At 58.1% G+C, this 17,242-nt stretch carries 18 protein-coding genes; 10 read left to right on the top strand and 8 right to left on the bottom strand.

The window, feature by feature from the left end:
* Nucleotides 1-54 precede the first annotated feature (54 nt).
* From EC836_RS06355 to EC836_RS06340, 4 genes are all read left to right on the top strand, one after another.
* On the top strand, nt 55-999 hold the full coding sequence (locus EC836_RS06355; protein WP_123331250.1) for a siderophore ABC transporter substrate-binding protein: 945 nt from the start codon (nt 55-57) through the stop codon (nt 997-999).
* Nucleotides 1,000-1,959, top strand: a complete 960-nt coding sequence (locus EC836_RS06350; RefSeq protein WP_123331248.1) for an ABC transporter permease — start codon at nt 1,000-1,002, stop codon at nt 1,957-1,959.
* Between the two features lie 70 nt (nt 1,960-2,029).
* Nucleotides 2,030-2,926, top strand: coding sequence for an iron chelate uptake ABC transporter family permease subunit (locus EC836_RS06345; protein ID WP_123332132.1), 897 nt, complete (start codon nt 2,030-2,032; stop codon nt 2,924-2,926).
* The gene (locus EC836_RS06340; protein WP_123331246.1) at nt 2,923-3,681 is read left to right on the top strand and encodes an ABC transporter ATP-binding protein; all 759 of its coding nucleotides are present in this window, start codon (nt 2,923-2,925) and stop codon (nt 3,679-3,681) included. Before EC836_RS06345 ends, EC836_RS06340 begins: the two co-directional genes overlap by 4 nt.
* A gap of 153 nt (nt 3,682-3,834) precedes the next feature.
* On the opposite strand, the gene mdtI is transcribed toward EC836_RS06340, so the two are convergent.
* The 7 genes from mdtI to EC836_RS06305 all read right to left on the bottom strand — a co-directional run bounded on the left by mdtI (nt 3,835) and on the right by EC836_RS06305 (nt 8,970).
* On the bottom strand, nt 3,835-4,164 hold the full coding sequence (gene mdtI, locus EC836_RS06335; protein WP_123331244.1) for a multidrug/spermidine efflux SMR transporter subunit MdtI: 330 nt from the start codon (nt 4,162-4,164) through the stop codon (nt 3,835-3,837).
* Nucleotides 4,151-4,513 carry a multidrug/spermidine efflux SMR transporter subunit MdtJ gene (gene mdtJ / locus EC836_RS06330; RefSeq protein WP_123331242.1) on the bottom strand — a complete coding sequence of 121 codons (363 nt, stop codon included), beginning with the start codon at nt 4,511-4,513 and terminating at the stop codon, nt 4,151-4,153. Before mdtJ ends, mdtI begins: the two co-directional genes overlap by 14 nt.
* A gap of 412 nt (nt 4,514-4,925) precedes the next feature.
* Nucleotides 4,926-5,561 (bottom strand): LysE family translocator, encoded by a 636-nt coding sequence (locus EC836_RS06325; RefSeq protein WP_233599149.1) that lies wholly within the window; start codon nt 5,559-5,561, stop codon nt 4,926-4,928.
* 85 nt (nt 5,562-5,646) lie between these two features.
* Nucleotides 5,647-6,450, bottom strand: coding sequence for an AraC family transcriptional regulator (locus EC836_RS06320; RefSeq protein WP_123331240.1), 804 nt, complete (start codon nt 6,448-6,450; stop codon nt 5,647-5,649).
* Nucleotides 6,437-6,751, bottom strand: a complete 315-nt coding sequence (locus tag EC836_RS06315; protein WP_123331238.1) for a chorismate mutase — start codon at nt 6,749-6,751, stop codon at nt 6,437-6,439. Before EC836_RS06315 ends, EC836_RS06320 begins: the two co-directional genes overlap by 14 nt.
* 67 nt (nt 6,752-6,818) lie before the next feature.
* The gene (locus tag EC836_RS06310) at nt 6,819-7,568 is read right to left on the bottom strand and encodes a hypothetical protein (RefSeq protein WP_123331236.1); all 750 of its coding nucleotides are present in this window, start codon (nt 7,566-7,568) and stop codon (nt 6,819-6,821) included.
* A 73-nt stretch (nt 7,569-7,641) separates the two neighbouring features.
* Nucleotides 7,642-8,970 (bottom strand): CapA family protein, encoded by a 1,329-nt coding sequence (locus EC836_RS06305; RefSeq protein WP_123331234.1) that lies wholly within the window; start codon nt 8,968-8,970, stop codon nt 7,642-7,644.
* A gap of 228 nt (nt 8,971-9,198) precedes the next feature.
* On the opposite strand from EC836_RS06305, the gene EC836_RS06300 reads away from it, so the two are divergent.
* The 5 genes from EC836_RS06300 to btsR all read left to right on the top strand — a co-directional run bounded on the left by EC836_RS06300 (nt 9,199) and on the right by btsR (nt 13,995).
* A complete protein-coding gene (locus tag EC836_RS06300; protein ID WP_123331232.1) occupies nt 9,199-9,996 on the top strand; it encodes a transporter substrate-binding domain-containing protein in 798 nt (265 codons plus the stop codon).
* 4 nt (nt 9,997-10,000) lie between these two features.
* Nucleotides 10,001-10,669 (top strand): amino acid ABC transporter permease, encoded by a 669-nt coding sequence (locus tag EC836_RS06295; protein ID WP_123331230.1) that lies wholly within the window; start codon nt 10,001-10,003, stop codon nt 10,667-10,669.
* Nucleotides 10,670-10,681: 12 nt separating this feature from the next.
* On the top strand, nt 10,682-11,437 hold the full coding sequence (locus tag EC836_RS06290) for an amino acid ABC transporter ATP-binding protein (RefSeq protein WP_123331228.1): 756 nt from the start codon (nt 10,682-10,684) through the stop codon (nt 11,435-11,437).
* A gap of 156 nt (nt 11,438-11,593) precedes the next feature.
* A complete protein-coding gene (locus tag EC836_RS06285) occupies nt 11,594-13,282 on the top strand; it encodes a sensor histidine kinase (RefSeq protein ID WP_123331226.1) in 1,689 nt (562 codons plus the stop codon).
* Nucleotides 13,276-13,995 (top strand): two-component system response regulator BtsR, encoded by a 720-nt coding sequence (gene btsR / locus EC836_RS06280; RefSeq protein ID WP_123331224.1) that lies wholly within the window; start codon nt 13,276-13,278, stop codon nt 13,993-13,995. Before EC836_RS06285 ends, btsR begins: the two co-directional genes overlap by 7 nt.
* A gap of 30 nt (nt 13,996-14,025) precedes the next feature.
* Here the strand turns inward: btsR and EC836_RS06275 are convergent, their stop codons facing one another.
* Nucleotides 14,026-14,853, bottom strand: coding sequence for a protein bax (locus tag EC836_RS06275; protein WP_123331222.1), 828 nt, complete (start codon nt 14,851-14,853; stop codon nt 14,026-14,028).
* 314 nt (nt 14,854-15,167) lie between these two features.
* On the opposite strand from EC836_RS06275, the gene EC836_RS06270 reads away from it, so the two are divergent.
* Nucleotides 15,168-17,198 (top strand): alpha-amylase, encoded by a 2,031-nt coding sequence (locus EC836_RS06270; protein WP_123331219.1) that lies wholly within the window; start codon nt 15,168-15,170, stop codon nt 17,196-17,198.
* Nucleotides 17,199-17,242 lie beyond the last annotated feature (44 nt).

Raw genomic sequence — 17,242 nt, 5'->3', positions numbered from 1 at the left:
TTAATACGAATAGTTCTCATTTATGTCAGTTTTCTGATTCTCAGGAGAGAGAAAATGCGTTTCCCTCAGGCCTTAACTTCATCTCTGTTTGCGCTGTCACTTGCCTGTTCACCTGCGGCGTTTGCCGCCACTGAAGGCGCAACGGTCAGCATCGTCCATGCCCAGGGCACCACGGCCGTACCGAAAAATCCGCAGCGTGTTGTGGTCCTCAGCCCGGCCGCACTGGATATTACCGATGCGCTTGGCGTGAAGGTGATTGGCGTACCGCAAACCAGCGCTCACTACCCGGCGCACCTGGCAAAATACGCCGGTAAGGACTATTTCGATGCCGGTACGCTGTTCGAGCCAAACTTTGAAGCCCTGAGCAACGCCAAACCCGACCTGATTATTGCCGGTGCCCGCGCGCGCGATGCCTACGGCAAACTGAGTGAAATCGCACCGACCATCTCTCCCGATCTCGACCCGCACAAATTCCTCGCCAGCATGACCGAACGTACCGAACAGCTGGGTGAAATCTTCGGCAAGCAAGAGAAAGCCAAAGAAGTTCTGGCCGCGTTTAACGCCCAGATCGCCGACGTTCGTAACGAATCGGCCAAAGCGGGCAGCGCGATGATGCTGATGGTTAACGGCGGCAAGCTCAGCGCCTACTCACCGGGTTCACGCTTCGGCTTTATCTATGATGTACTGGGATTCAAACCGGCCACCACCTTTGCGGAAACCGGCAACCACGGCAACTCGGTATCACCCGAATTCGTGATGGAAGCTAACCCGGACTGGCTGTTCGTGCTGGATCGCGACAGCGCGATTGGCCGTAAAGAGGGCAGCTCGGCACAGCAGGTGCTGGATAACCCGCTGGTGCGTAAAACCAACGCCTGGAAAAAACAGCAGGTGGTTTACCTGGATTCCGGCTCGCTGTACATCGCCGGTGGTCTGCAAAGCTACAGCCTGCTGGTGGCCCAGGTGAGGCAGGTACTGGATAAGTCGAAAACCCAGCCGTAAATGAAATCTTTCGCCTTTAGCGCAGGCCTGGCATTATTGCTGGGCCTTACTGTTTTTAGCCTGTTTGTGGGCGTCAGCCGCGTCACTCTGGTCAGTCTGTGGACCGATCCCGAGATGCGCGAGATCCTGCTTATCAGTCGTTTCCCCCGTACTGCCGCGCTGCTGCTGGCAGGTAGCGCCATGAGCGTTGCCGGTCTGATCATGCAGATGCTGACGCAGAACCGTTTCGTTGAACCCTCCGTCGTCGGCACCACCCAGTCGGCCAGCCTCGGCCTGCTGCTGGTGATGATCGTCAGCCCCGCCGCGCCGATTATGCTGAAGATGGGCGTGGCCTCGCTGTTTGCGCTGTTCGGCACCGCGCTGTTTATGCTGCTGATTAACCGCATCAGGATGAAATCGTCGCTGATGGTGCCGCTGGCGGGCATTATGCTCGGCGCGGTGTTCAGCGCGGTGACCACCTTCCTGGCGATGAAGTTCGATTTGCTGCAGGCGCTGGGTGCCTGGGAATCCGGCGATTTTTCCAGCGTGATGCAGGGCCGCTATGAGCTGCTGTGGGGCGTGGGAATTATCACCCTGTTGGCCGCGCTGATCGCCGACCGCTTTACCGTCGCCGGTATGGGGCGCGACTTCTCGGTGAATATTGGCCTGCGCTACCAGCAGACCATGCTGATCGGCATGGCGATGATCGCGCTGATTAGCGGCGTGGTGATCGTGGTGGTCGGCGTGCTGCCGTTCCTCGGCCTGATCGTGCCGAATATCGTCAGCCTGGCGCTGGGTGATAACCTGCGGCGCACCGTGCCGTGGGTGGCGCTACTGGGGGCAATGCTGGTGCTGGCCTGCGATATTATCGGCCGCCTGATTATCCATCCGTTTGAAATTCCCGTTAGCGCGCTGCTCGGCGTGCTGGGCGCAGTGATTTTCCTCGTGCTGATTGTGAGGTCAAAACGCCGTGTACACTGAGAACTCAACCGCCAGTCGGTTCACGCCGGGCCGCCGCCTGCTGCTGCTGAGCGCGCTGGTTTTGGTGCTGATGGCGATCTTTATGACCGTTCAGCTCCACGGCAATATCGCTTACATCCTTAAGCATCGCGGGCAGATTCTGGCCACCATGGTGCTGGTGGCGTTTGCTTCCGGCATCGGTACGCTGCTGTTCCAGACGGTGACTCAGAACCGCATTCTGACGCCGTCGGTGATGGGGCTGGAGTCGCTGTTTGTCCTGCTGCAAACCGTTCTGATCTTCGCGCTGGATGTCGGTGGTCTGAGCATGCTCGGCAGCGTGGGCCGCTTCCTGGCGGAAGGTGCGCTGCTGGTGACGTTCGCTACGCTGCTGTATCGCTGGCTGCTGAGCGGCTCCGGAATGGATCTGCACCGCGTGCTGCTGATTGGTCTGGTGTGCGGCACGCTGTTCCGGAGCGCCTCCGGGCTGATGCAGCGGCTGATGTCGCCCGGCGAGTTTGCCGTGCTGCAAAGCCGGATATTCGCCACCTTTACCCGCGCCGACGGCGGCGTGCTGATGGTCTGCGCGCTGATTGTCGCGCTGGTGTCGCTGCTGGCCTGGCGGATGCGCCACCGGCTGGACGTGATCGCGCTGGGGGCGAATTCCGCCACCGCGCTGGGCGTGCCGTATCGCCGTAACGTGACCGGTATTCTGCTGCTGGTCGCGCTGCTGGTGGCGACGTCGACCGCGCTGGTTGGGCCAATGATGTTCCTCGGCCTGCTGATCGTCAACCTGACCTATCCGCTGATCGGTTCCTGGCGGCATCACTATCTGCTGCCCGGCAGCGTACTGATCGGCATGGTCACGCTGATCGGCGGCCAGCTGGTGCTGGAGCGCCTGCTGGATATGGCCGGAACCCTGTCGGTGGTGATTGAATTTACCGGCGGCGCGCTGTTTATCTACCTGTTGCTGAAGAAGGCCAAAAAGTGATTGAAGTAAAAAATGTCAGTAAACACTATGACCAGCAGCCGGTCCTGCAGGATATCTGTGCCACCCTACCGTCATCGGGCGTCACCTCGATTATCGGACCCAACGGCGCGGGAAAATCCACGCTGCTGTCAGTGATCAGCCGCCTGTTGGTTGCCGACAGCGGCAGCGTCAGCGTGGATGCGCTGGACGTCAGCGACGCCAACAGTGAAAAGCTGGCGCAGGTGCTGTCGGTGCTGCGCCAGGAGAACCATTTCACCAGCCGCCTGACGGTGTACGATCTGGTCAGCTTCGGCCGTTATCCCTACAGCAAAGGGCGGCTGAACGCCGACGATCGCCGCCACGTTGACCAGGCGCTGGGCTTTCTGGACCTGATCCCGCTGCAAAACCGCTATCTGGACGAGCTTTCCGGCGGTCAGCGCCAGCGCGCCTTTGTGGCGATGGTGTTATGCCAGGACACCAAGTACGTGCTGCTGGATGAGCCGTTGAACAATCTGGACATGAAGCACAGCGTGGCGATGATGCGCCAGCTGCGCCGCGCGGCGGATGAGCTGGAAAAGTCGATTGTGCTGGTGATCCACGACATCAACTTTGCTTCAGCCTGGTCGGACTACATCCTGGCGATGAAGAGCGGCAGGCTGGTGTTTCGCGGCACGCCGCAGGAGGTGATGGTGCCGCAGGTGATTGAGGATATTTTCGATCTGCCGGTCACCATCGAGGAGCTGAACGGCCAGCGCATCGCGGTGTACTACCGCTGATTGCGCTGGCGCGCAGTCTGGCATGGCCCTGGCTCTTCGCTGCCCTGCCTCATAGCTCTGCGGCGCAGCGTCTCGCCGCAGGATACAATGGCATTTAAATGCCTCCTGCGGCGGGTGCCGTGCCGTTTTGCAGGGCGCGGCCCCCCTCCGTCATCACGCCAGCTTAATCAGCACCATGCCCACCAGCAGCAGCAGCAGTCCGGCCCAGCCCTTGCGGTTCAGGCGCTGGCCGAACAGCACCCAGCCTGCGGCGACGGTAGCCACGATACCGAAGCCGCCCCACAGCGCGTAGGCCACCGACAGATCGATCCCCTTCACCGCCTGAGACAGCGCGCTGAAGGCCGCCAGCACCGCACCCAGCGACAGCACGCCATAAATCTTACGCCGGAAGCCGTCGGACAGTTTCAGGAAAATATTGGCGACGATTTCCAGCACGATGGCACCCGCCAGCCACGCCGCATGTACCCACTCAAACGCCTGCATGCTGCACCTCCCCGCTTTTCTTCGCCGTTCGGGTTCCGGACTTAATCAGCGCAATACCCACCACCAGCGTGGTCAGGCCGAGCAGTTTGGTCAGCGACAGCGACTCTTCAAACAGCAGCACGCTGAACAGGGTAATAAACAGAATGCCGATCCCTTCCCACATCGCATAGGCCACGCCGAGGGCGATTTTCTTAATCGAAAACGACAGGGTGATGTAGGAGAGGCCGATCATCAGCAGCATTAAAAAATAGCCGAGCGGATTACCGCTGACGCCGGACCACTTCATCAGCAGGGTGCCGGTAATTTCAAAGGCGATGGCCAGCGCCAGTAACAGCCAGTAAATCATGATGCATCTTCCGTAAGATGTGAAAAGCGAGCCTGAAAGCGCGGATTAACCGACGCAGGCTGAAATTGAGCAGGGCATAAGAACGCACGGGGTGCTTGATGCCAAAACGGAAGATCGGGACTAAAGCGCGTTGCGCCAGTGTTGTTCACCGGAAAGGGAGCAGGGGAAAGCGAGTACGACAGGGGGTGTAGAGCGTTCGTTTCTGAACTGATTGTCCATAATTTTTACAACTTATCCGCGCTGTTGCTTCTCGTCGATGCGGAAAGAAAATTGTCCTCGGGAGTTAAACACCGGATATTTCTACCACGCGGCCTGTTATTTAGCTCGTCATTTGCAATTCTTTACGCTGCCTTATTGATTTAAGCCAGTTAATCAGGCTTTTTATCCGTATTTAACTGGCGTTATTCACTGGGTTTTACTGGCTGGCGGTTGCCAGGCGCAGGGCGATGGCGATAAAGGCCAGGGCCACCGACCAGCGTATTAGCAACATAATGCGCTGGCTGGCAAGAATGCGCTGGCTGAGTGCGGCGGCGAACAGGCCATAGAGCGCAAAGACGGCAAAAGTCATTGCGGCAAAAATGGCAGAAAGCATTAGCATGCTCTGCAGCGGCGACGTTGCATCAGGCCTGACAAACTGTGGCAGAAAGGCCAGAAAGAATAGCGACAGTTTAGGATTGAGTATGTTTGCGGCTATCGACTGCAAGACCAAACGCCTGGCGCTCGGTTGGGGACTTTCTGCTGTAACTGACAGTGGGCCAGATTCACGCATTGTCTGCCAGGCCATCACCAGTAAGTAACAGACTCCAGCATACCTGACCACCGCGAAAGCCGTCGGGCTGGCGTGCAGGAGTGCCGCCAGCCCGGTGATCGCCGCCAGCATATGCGGCACGACGCCAAGCGTGCATCCCCCAGCGGCAAGCAGCGCGCTGAGTGACCCTTGTTTCAGGCCGGCGGACAGCGTAATCAGCGCCCCGGTTCCGGGAGACATAACGATCAACAATGATGTCATCAGATAATCAGCACTAACGGTAGAACCCATGGAAATCAGCATGCTATGCCCCTTTACGCAAATTAAACGAGGAGGCAGTGTGCAGGGGGCATACGCGGAGATCTTGAACGAAATTGCAGGGAGTCGATCAGTTTAGACTGCGTGCAAACAGCCCTGGCGTGTAGCCGAAGCTGCGCACAAATAATCGGGTCATATGGCTTTGATCGGCAAAACCGGCATCGGCAGCGGCTTCCGCCAGTGAGCAGCCCTGTACGATCCGCTGGCGGGCCAGCCCCAGGCGGCGCTGCATCAGATAGCCATGCGGCGTGATGCCCATACGGCGCGAAAATCCTCGCAGCAGTTGAAATGGGCTTAACCCCGCAGCCGTGGCCATTTCGGCCAGCGTGATCGGGCTTGCGGGATCGTCATCCATCCGTTCCCGCGTGAGGTGGATAACATCATTAGCCAAGCCGGGTTCTCGCCGGGTGGGCTGCGTCACTGCCCCGCTTAGGGCCAGCAAGGCTTCATCGACTGCCAGCCTGAAATGACGATCTACGCAGGCGGTGAGGGTATAAAATAGGCGGTTGAAGTGGCCTGCCAGGTGGGGATCGTGAAAAACCGGACGGATAAATTCGGTGAGCGAGTTGGCCGTATCGGAAAGATGGCCGAAGTATTCTGCCATCAGCGGGGGCTGGAAATAGAGCATGCGCCACGCCCGCGATTCTCCTAGCGGCGCACCGTCATGGACCTCGCCAGGATTCACTGTAATGATATTTCCGGCAGCGGACTCAACCTGACCGCGGCCGCTATGGGATTTTTGCGCACCGCGATCCATCAGCCCGATACCGAAGCAGTCATGGCTGTGGCGGCCAAAGGAAAAGCTGCTGTCCGCAGCCACTGCCTCAATGCCCGGCAGGCGGCAGGCGATCGGCTGGATTTTATGCTGGTGCATCTGTGCGAGATTTTTGCTGCGTTAGCTGCTGATGCTGGCGCAGCTCGTAGTCAATAAATGCACCGATCATCGCGCGGTACACGCTTTCGATAATCTCTTCCGGCAGCCCATGCTCTGACGCACGGCGGCGGGCCAGAGCAACCACCTGCTGAACCCGATCGGGAGCGCGAACCTCAGCGTCGTCGGTTTTAAACGCCGCAGCCGCTTTTACGCACTTTCCACGTTCGGCAATCAGCGCGACCAGCTGATTATCCAGCTCATCAATGCGTGTTCTCACCTGAGCGAGAGAAGTAAAATCCATTAATTGATCTCTATTGCTAGTACAAGAGTACATAAGCTAGTGGATTTTCCGCAGCCTGGCGAGGAAATTATTGGCAGTAGTCGGCAAATATTACGCCTTTACCGCTCATGGTGCTCTGCCACCGGGCGGCACTGGTGGCAAAGCGAACGTTGTTTACGCCGAATTTTGCCAGGTTAGCGTGCGACCAGGAGAACCATTTTTCCGGGAATTTCTGATGATAATCGGCCTGCTGCTGCGGGCACCAGGCGAGATCGCCATTGACGCCGATCAGCTGATAAAATTCGGCTTCCTGCTGCTTTAATGCCGTGAACACCGGTGAAGTCACCAGCTTCTCGTGCGTTTGACCCTGGTCGTTTGACTCCAGCGCGATTTCATCGGTCGGGCTGTGCAGGCTGCCGTGCCACAGTAGGTAGGCGTTTTGAGTCACGAACTTATTTTTTCCTGCGGGGAAGATATAGTTGGCGCAGGCGGAGGCACAAACGTTTCTGACTTCCACATCCATTTTACGCTTGTGAATTTCACGGCCCATCTCCATCGCTTCTTTGGCATCGCCGCCGATGCTGTTGAACGATACTTTTTCCACCCGTCGCATCTCCAGCTGGCGGTGCAGTTTCTCGGCGGAGCCTTCAATGATTTTGCCGTCGAAGTAGAGCGTGCCGTTGCGCACCGCGATCGAGGGCGGGGAACGCAGTACGCTGTCGTCATCAATATCAATCGGCTGCCACGCGTCGGCGGCGGCAGAGAACAGTGAGGTGGCGGCGAAGAGTAAGCCTGCAAGCTGCGTTTTACGCTGTAAGAGGGAATGTATTACATCCATTTCGGCCCGGTTCCTTTATGAATCAATAGTCAAAGTATACATCCGGTCGGCGACCGGATGTATTTAATGACGCTTAACGGGCGCTAAAGGCGATCATGCCGTCCTGTTCCTGGTAGCTAAACTCGGTGCCGTAGCGTTCGCTCATGCGCGTCAGCAGTGCGGCGATCTCGTGGCCCTGCTGGTGGCTGACGATCTGCGGCAGGCCGCGATCCAGCACGCGCGGGCTGTCCATGCCCAGGTCCAGCGGCAGCAGCTGCACGCGAATGTTGCTGCCCTCTACGTCAAACACCGCCAGTGCGTTCTGCGAGAAGCGCGCTTCGGCATTAAAACCGGTGAACTCGCCGGCGCTATTTTTGGCGCGGGCGCGATGCAGATCCGAGGGGCGAGCATCCACTTTATGGCCGTAGGCCTGGTACATTTCTGGGCCGATAATTGATTCACCGGCTTCAAACTCCATCAGCAGGCTGCCGAGGTTATAGAAGATCGGCTTACCGTTGAAGATTTCCACGCCGCGCATAAAGTGTGCCCCGTGGCAGACCACCGCATCGGCACCGGCTTCCACCGCGCGATGGGCGAAGGATTCAACGAACTCCGGCGCGTCCGGGCTGTACCAGCTGTCTTTGTCGCCTTCGTGAGTGTGCAGGCTCACCAGGGTGAAATCGCTGCGGTTGGCGGCATCGCGCACGCTGTGTTCGTTTTCCTGGCAGTCCTGCTCGTTGTACCAGGTGCGTACCCCGGCTTTCTCGCCGCGCTCAATCTGCAGCGAGCTTTCGAACAGCGAGCCAAATTTAAACTCGTCAGGTCCTTTGTCGGCCATCACCTCAACGCGCATACCTTCGCGTACGCTTTCATCGGTGCCCAGCAGGCGGGTGATGTTTTTCAGCTGCTCGAACTGCTCGTCGGGCAGCACGTAGGCGCGGCCCCAGCGCAGCGGGTTCAGGCCCGGACGCGCCACGGTGCCCGCGCCGCCGTTGGCGGCCAGGAACACTTCAGAACGGGTTGAACCGAGTGCCACCACGCCCACGCGGCCTGCGGCGGTGTCGAGGAAGCGCGGCAGGCGGGAATCATCGAGGTTGCGGCCCACGCCGCAGGGAACCAGGCCGCGTGCTTCCGCCGCATCGATGGTGCTCAGCACGCCTTCCCAGCCAAAGTCGCCGGTGTGATTGTTGGCGAAAGAAACCAGCTTGATGTTCAGATCGACAAACTCATCCAGCGTGGCCGGTTTGACCGCCGTGATGTAGCCACGTCCTGCCGCCGGGGGAATATTCGGCTGCGGACAGCTGAATTCAGCATTAGCAAACACTGCATCTGCCCCCTGAAGTAAGTTAATAATTCTTTTATCAAGGCGGTTGACCAGGTTACGGCTGGAAAATAGCAGGTCACCACAGGCTACAATACGCATAATTCTCTCTCTGGTTAGAAAATCCGTTATTTTGCGGATTAAGATGGTTCTTATTATTTTATTAACTATACCGGTGGTGCAACTGCTATCCTGTTTCATCTGGGGATTTTATATAACCTTATGTTATATCTTATTCCTTTTTGTTGGCTGCCGGCATCCCGGCGCCACGACAGATATTTTCGCCTCTATTATATTGTTATTTATACAAAATTTTAATCAGGGTAAATAATGCAATCTACAAATAAAGGTATTCTCGCACTGGTTTTGGGGTTATCGGTTCTGGTTGCCGGCTGTGATAATAATAAAGAGAAAGCCGCCGATGCAGAAAAAGTCCTTCAGGTCGGTACTTTCGGTGTGAGTATTGGTTTCTCCTACCGTCAAAACGGTAAGGATTTAGAAGGCTATGATATTGCCGTCGTGAATGCCGTGGCGAAAAAGCTGGGTTATTCCCGCGTGGAATTAACCACTGCCGATATGACCGGCCTGTTCGGCATGCTGGATTCCGGCAAAATCGTCACTATCGCCAACCAGGTTGAAGCCAACGAAAAGCGCCGCGAGAAATACCAGTTCTCCCAGACCTACATCTACTCCGGCGCGCAGCTGGTGACCCGCAAAGACGACGACTCTATCCAGAAAATCGACGACCTGAAAGGCAAGCGCCTGGGCGTGGACGTGGGCAGCAGCAAAGAGAACTTCCTGCGTAAAAACTATCCGGATGCCGGCATCAACATTCACACCTACGAAGAGCCAAGCGCGATCGTACAGGACGTGGCGCTGGGCCGTATTGACGCCTACATCATGGACCGCGCCGGTGCGCAGCTGCTGATTGATAACTCCCGCCTGCCGCTGAAGCTGTCCGGCAACCCGGTCTATCGCTATCAGGAAGCCTTCCCGTTTGTGAAAAATGCCCAGGGCGACGAACTGCGTGCGAAATTTGACGACGCGCTGAAAGCGCTGGCCGCCGACGGCACGCTGACCAAACTGTCCGAGCAGTATCTGAAACAGGACGTCAGCAAGGAACAGTAAGCCAATGAATTTCGATCTGCGTTTTATGCTGGAGGCGTTTCCTTCGCTGCTCAGCTTCTTACCGATGACGCTGTTCCTGGCGGTCACCTCGATGGTGATCGCTTCGGTGATGGGCGTTGGCCTGGCGCTGCTGATCCGCAACCGCATCATGATCCTGACGCCGCTGGCCGAGCTGTATATCTCGTTTTTCCGCTCGGTGCCGACGCTGGTCACGCTGTTTATTTTTTACTTCGGTATCCCGCAGCTGTTCCCCGGCATCAGCATGATGAACGCCATCTCCGCGACCATTATCGCGCTGAGCTTTAAGAACGCCGCCAATCTCGCCGAAGAGTTCCGCGGCGCGATGAACGCCATTGAGCCGGGCCAGATGGAAGCCTGCCTGTCGGTCGGGTTGACCCGCTGGCAGGGTTTTCGCCGGGTGATCCTGCCGCAGACCATTCGCGTGGCCGTGCCGGGCATGGCCAACTACCTGATTATGCTGATTAAAGAGTCGTCACTGGCCTTTACCGTGGGCGTAACGGAAATTTTCTCGCAGACCAAGATCCTGGCGAGTAACTCCTTCCGCTTCCTGGAAAGCTATATCGCGGTGGCGCTGATCTACTGGGCCGTGACCATTCTGCTGACGATGCTGCAAAAACGTCTGGAAAAACGCCTTAACCGGCCTTATCGCTAAGGAACCCAGCCGATGTTGACGATTAGCAAACTGAATAAGTTTTACGACAAAACCCACGTGCTGAAGGACGTTGATCTTTCGGTGGCGCAGGGGGAAGTGGTGGCGATTATCGGGCCTTCCGGCTCGGGGAAATCGACCCTGCTGCGCTGTATTAACCTGCTGGAGAAGCCGGAAAGCGGTACGCTGACCATCGGCGATCTGACGGCGGATGTGGCCAAAATCAATACCAAACAGGAAAACGCTCTCCGCCAGCAAACCGGCATGGTGTTCCAGCACTACAACCTGTTTAAAAACAAAACCGCGCTGCAAAATATCACCGAAGGGCTGATCGTTGGCAAAAAGATGCCGAAGGCGGAAGCGGATGCTCTCGGGCTGAATCTGCTGGAGAAGGTCGGTCTGCGCGAGAAGGCCGACAGCTATCCGGCGATGCTCTCCGGCGGCCAGCAGCAGCGCGTGGCGATTGCCCGTTCGCTGGCGGTGAAGCCGAAGGTGATCCTGCTGGATGAACCGACGTCGGCGCTGGACCCGGAACTGGTGCAGGAGGTGCTGCAGGTGATCCGCTCGATTATCGATCATCAGACCACCATCCTGCTGGTGACCCACGAGATGTCGTTTGCCCGCGATATTGCCGACCGCATTATCTTTATGGCCGACGGTGCGATTGTGGAAGACGGCGAGCCGGAGCAGATCTTTACCCGGCCGCAGCATCAGCGCACCCAGCGCTTCCTGCTCAGCTATCAGAATGACGTCAGCGGGCATCGCCCGTAAGCGACTCGCCTTCACGGGCAGCGCCGCCGGTGCTGCCCGATTTCCCTTCTCAACGTAAAAATCGACCTGCGCGATCGCGTTTTTCTGGCCTGTGGCAAAGAAACGTTTCGCCATTAGCGGTATGTTATCCGCCTTAACGGTTGTGGACGGCAGGGCATGTACGAGTTCAATTTAGTTTTACTGCTGTTGCAGCAGATGTGTGTGTTTCTGGTTATTGCCTGGCTGATGAGCAAAACCCGCCTCTTTATCCCGCTGATGCAGGTCACGGTGCGCCTGCCGCACAAGCTGCTGTGCTACATCACCTTCTCCGTGTTCTGCATTATGGGCACCTACTTTGGTCTGCATATCGAAGACTCCATCGCCAACACCCGCGCCATCGGTGCGGTAATGGGCGGCCTGCTCGGCGGCCCGGTGGTCGGTGGTCTGGTCGGGCTGACCGGCGGGCTGCACCGCTATTCGCTGGGTGGGATGACCGCGCTGAGCTGTATGGTTTCCACCATTACCGAAGGGCTGATCGGTGGCCTGCTGCACAGTATTTTGATTCGCCGGGGGCGCATCGATAAGCTGTTCAACCCGCTGACCGCAGGAGCGATCACGTTCGTTGCCGAAGTGGTGCAGATGCTGATTATTCTGCTGATCGCCCGGCCGTTTCAGGATGCCCTGCACCTGGTGGGCAGCATCGCCGCGCCGATGGTGGTGACCAATACCCTGGGGGCGGCGATGTTTATGCGCATCCTGCTGGATAAGCGGGCGATGTTTGAAAAGTATACCTCGGCGTTTTCCGCCACCGCGCTGAAGGTGGCGGCCTCGACCGAAGGGATCCTGCGGCAGGGCTTTAACGAAGAAAACAGCATGAGGGTAGCGCAGGTGCTGTACAAAGAGCTGGATATCAGCGCCGTGGCGATCACCGATCGCGAGAAGCTGCTGGCGTTTACCGGCATCGGCGACGATCACCATCTGCCCGGCAAGCCGATCTCCTCCAGCTACACCTGGCGCGCCATCGAAGGCGGGGAAGTGGTGTACGCCGACGGCAATGAAGTGCCGTACCGCTGTTCGCTGCATCCCAACTGCAAGCTGGCCTCGACGCTGGTGATCCCGCTGCGCGGTGAGAATCAGCGGGTGATTGGCACCATCAAGCTGTATGAGGCGCGTAACCGCCTGTTCAGTTCGATCAACCGAACGCTGGGCGAGGGGATCGCGCAGCTGCTGTCGGCGCAGATCCTGGCGGGGAAATACGAGCGGCAGGAGGCGCTGCTGGCGCAGTCGGAGATCAAACTGCTGCATGCGCAGGTCAATCCCCACTTTCTGTTTAACGCGCTGAATACCCTGAAGGCGGTGATCCGCCACGACGGCGATCGCGCCGGGCAGTTGGTGCAGTATCTGTCGACCTTCTTCCGCAAGAACCTCAAGCGGCCGTCCGAGATTGTGACCCTCGATAATGAAATCGAGCATATTAACGCCTATCTGCAGATTGAGCTGGCGCGCTTCCAGTCGCAGCTGCGGGTGGAGATGCAGGTGCCGGAGGCGCTGGCGCACCAGCATTTACCGGCCTTCACGCTACAGCCGATTGTGGAAAATGCCATTAAGCACGGCACCTCGCAGCTGCTGGGCAACGGCGCGATTACCATCCGCGCCCGCAGTGAAGGGCAGCACGTGATCGTCGAAGTGGAAGATAATGCCGGGCTGTATCAGCCGAAAAGCAGCGGCAATGGATTAGGCATGAGCCTGGTGGATAAGCGCCTGCGCGCGCGATTTGGTGACGGCTACGGGCTGACGGTGAGCTGCGAGCCGGACTGCTTTACCCGCGTGACGCTGCGCCTGCCAATGGAGGAAACGGCATGTTAAGAGTGCTGATTGTGGATGATGAACCGCTGGCGCGGGAGAACCTGCGCTTTCTGCTGCAGGACGAGAGCGATATTGAGATCGTCGGCGAATGCGGCAATGCGATTGAGGCGATCGGCGCGGTCAATAATCTGCGGCCGGACGTGCTGTTTCTGGATATTCAGATGCCGCGCATCAGCGGGCTGGAGATGGCCGGGATGCTCGACCGGCAGCATCGCCCGTATATCGTGTTTCTCACCGCCTTTGATGAGTACGCGATTCAGGCCTTTGAGGAGCACGCCTTCGACTATCTGCTGAAGCCGATTGAGCAGCCGCGGCTGGCGAAGACGCTGGCGAGGCTGCGTCAGGAGCGACAGGTGCAGGATATTTCGCTGCTGCCGGAGAATCAGCAGCCGCTGAAATTTATCCCCTGTAGCGGCCACAGCCGTATCTGGCTGCTGCAAATGGAGGAGGTGGCGTTCGTCAGCAGCCGGATGAGCGGGGTTTACGTCACCAGCCAGGATGGGAAGGAGGGCTTCACCGAGCTGACGCTGCGCACGCTGGAGAGCCGCACGCCGATGCTGCGCTGCCATCGGCAGTATCTGGTGAATATGGCTCAGTTAAAAGAGATCCGCCTGGAGGATAACGGCCAGGCGGAACTGCTACTGCGCAACGGGCATACCGTGCCGGTAAGCCGCCGCTATCTGAAAAGCCTGAAGGAGGCGCTGGGGCTGTAGGCTGGTTGCCTTCAGCCCGTTAAACGCGGGTTACATATGCGCGGCAATCAGCTGCTGGTTGTCCTGATACATGGCAAACAGGTAGTTGTTGTAGCTCTGACCCCGGGTGGAATAGCCTTTCAGCTTGTGGATCATCGCCGTTGCCGTCACGGCCTGGTCAGCTTTACGCAGCTGGGCGCGCGACTTGCGGAACGACGCGTAGGCCGCGTGCGTATTCAGGTTGGCCACGTAAGCCGCGACCGAATCCTGTACGGAATCATAGCGGGAGTAGCCTTTCACTTTGCCCGGTCCGTTCTGACACGATCCTTTCGCGCACTTCATGCCGAAAAGATTATTGTTGCTGCGCGTCAGCTTCGAGGTTCCCCAACCGCTTTCTGCTGCCGCCATGGTGGCGACCATGCTGTTCGGAATAATGTCCACGCGGTCCAGCAGCGCGTTCCACGGAATACGGCGCGTATTGCCGTTCCAGCTCACCTTGTAGCGTTTAGCAATATCCTTCATGCGCGCGCGTTCCGCGGGCGACCACTGGCTGGTGTATTGCTTGCTCAGCAGCCAGTTACGCTCGGCGGTAATGGCCGCGTTCTGGCTGGTAATGTAAGGCATGACGGTCCGGAGAAACGCTTTTTTCCTTGGGGTTCCGGAAGGGTATTTTCGCAAATCAGGAAGTGAACTACTCTTAACACTATTGCGAGAATACTCTTGTTTACTGCTTGCCTGTTTCTTAACGCTGGTCTTAACGATCTGGGCTTTGTGACTCGCTGTTTCTGTGTGCGTCTTTGCCAGCACGCCCCCGGAAAATATCAGGGTTAAAAACATGAGTATCGCTGCCCCAGGTCGTCGCTTGGGTATCGATATCATTAGCTCTCCTGGTCGGAAATAATCATTCCAATCCTTTCTTATTTGTAAGATTTGTTGGTCGAATCGCGAATTGTACCAAAAATAACCGCATCTGGCACCCGTAGAAATAGTCCAATTCCGAAATCATGTCACGATAAATCGGTTGAAAATCGATCAAGTATTGATGTGGGTCGCGCTTATCGCCCTGCCAAACGTCGCAAAAACGGTCTGTTTTCTCCTCCCTCGCTCTCCTCCCTGCGGATCGTTAAACGGGAGGATCCGCGAACGTTGCCTTCGCGGCACACTGGAAAAAATCGTTATCGCGGAGCTCTTTAATGAAACACTCAGCGTTACTACTACTGTTACTGCCCGGTATGGCCAGCGCCGACTGGAATGCGTCGGGCTTTCCCCCGTTAACCGACGACGGCACCGGCGTCTGGCGCAGCCACGCCACGCTGAAAAAAGGCGCGCAGCCGATAACCCTGCAGCAGGGTGAGCAGTGCTGGCAGCCGGCGAGCGGCATCAGGCTGAATCAGATGCTGTCGCTGAAACCCTGTAGCGACAGCGCGCCGCAGTGGCGGATCTTCCGCGATGGCGATTATCAGGTGCAGCTGGATACCCGTTCCGGTACGCCCACGCTGCTGCTGAGCGTGAAAGGCGCGAGCGATGCGCCCGCCGCCGTGGCCCGCCAGTGCCCGGTCAGCAGTGGCAAACCGATGACTATCCCCGTTGGAAAAACGTTTGCCGAAGGCAGCGTGGTGCGGGAATTTTACAGCCAGCAAACCGCCACGGTGCGCGAAGGGAAAATTACCCTGCAGCCGGCGGCGGAAAGTAACGGACTTCTGCTGCTGGAAGCAGAGAAAACTCATCAAGAAGCAGCGTTTCAGTGGCACAACGCCACGGTCTATTTCGTCCTCACCGACCGTTTTGTTAACGGCGACCCGTCAAATGACCACAGCTACGGGCGGCATAAAGACGGCATGCAGGAGATCGGCACCTTTCACGGCGGCGATCTGAAGGGCCTGACTGGCAGGCTTGATTATTTGCAGCAGCTGGGGGTTAACGCGCTGTGGATCAGCTCGCCGCTGGAGCAAATTCACGGCTGGGTGGGCGGCGGCACCAAAGGCGATTTCCCGCACTATGCCTATCACGGCTATTACACCCAGGACTGGACGCGACTGGATGCCAACATGGGCGATGAAAACGATCTGCGCACGCTGATTGATGAAGCGCACCGGCGCGGCATCCGCGTGCTGTTTGATGTGGTGATGAATCACGCCGGCTACGCGACGCTGGCGGATATGCAAAGCTATGAGTTCGGCGCGCTCTATCTGAACGATGAGGAACGCAGGAAGATCCTCGGTGAACGCTGGACCGACTGGAAACCCGCCGCCGGGCAGAACTGGCACAGCTTTAATGACTACATCAACTTCGGTGACAAAACCGCCTGGCAAAACTGGTGGGGCAAAAAGTGGATCCGCACCGACATCGGCGACTACGACAACCCCGGTTTTGACGACCTGACGATGTCGCTGGCCTTTCTACCGGATTTGAAAACCGAATCCACCGACGCTTCCGGGCTGCCGCTTTTTTATCGCCATAAGCCTGATACCGCCGCGCGGGAAATTGCCGGATACACGCCGCGCGATTACCTGACTCACTGGCTGAGCCAGTGGGTGCGCGACTACGGTATTGACGGCTTCCGCGTGGATACGGCGAAGCACGTTGAGCTGGAGGCCTGGCAGCAGCTGAAAACGCAGGCCACGGAGGCGCTGGCGGCGTGGAAGCAGGCCAACCCGCAGAAAAAAATCGATGATGCGCCATTCTGGATGACCGGCGAGTCGTGGGGCCACGGGGTGATGCAGAGCGCCTTCTACCAGCACGGTTTCGACGCAATGATCAATTTCGACTATCAGGAACAGGCGGCCGGTGCGGCAGACTGCCTGGCAAATATGGACGGCGTCTGGCAGCAGATGGCGGAAAAGCTGCAGGGCTTTAACGTCCTCAGCTACCTTTCTTCGCACGATACCCGGCTGTTCCGCGAGGGCGGTACGCGGTCGGCGGAGCTGCTGCTGCTGGCACCCGGTGCCGTGCAGATCTTTTACGGCGATGAATCCGCGCGCCCGTTTGGCCCGACCGGATCGGATCCGCTGCAGGGCACGCGATCGGACATGAACTGGCAGGATCTGAACGGCAGCGCGGCCGCCAGCCTGCGTCACTGGCAGCGGCTCGGACAGTTTCGCGCCCGCCATCCGGCGCTGGGCGCGGGGAAACAGACCACGCTGGCTCTGCCGCAGGGCTACGGTTTTGTGCGCGAAAAGGGCGATGACAAAGTGATGGTGGTGTGGGCCGGCCAGGCAAAATAAGATGCCTGTCAGGCAGGCAGGCAGGCAGGCAGGCAGGCAGGCAG

Source organism: Erwinia sp. JUb26 (assembly GCF_003751505.1).
Lineage (GTDB): Bacteria > Pseudomonadota > Gammaproteobacteria > Enterobacterales > Enterobacteriaceae > Erwinia.
The sequence above is the reverse complement of the archived record's forward strand: the minus strand, read 5'-3'. Positions and strand labels throughout refer to the sequence as shown.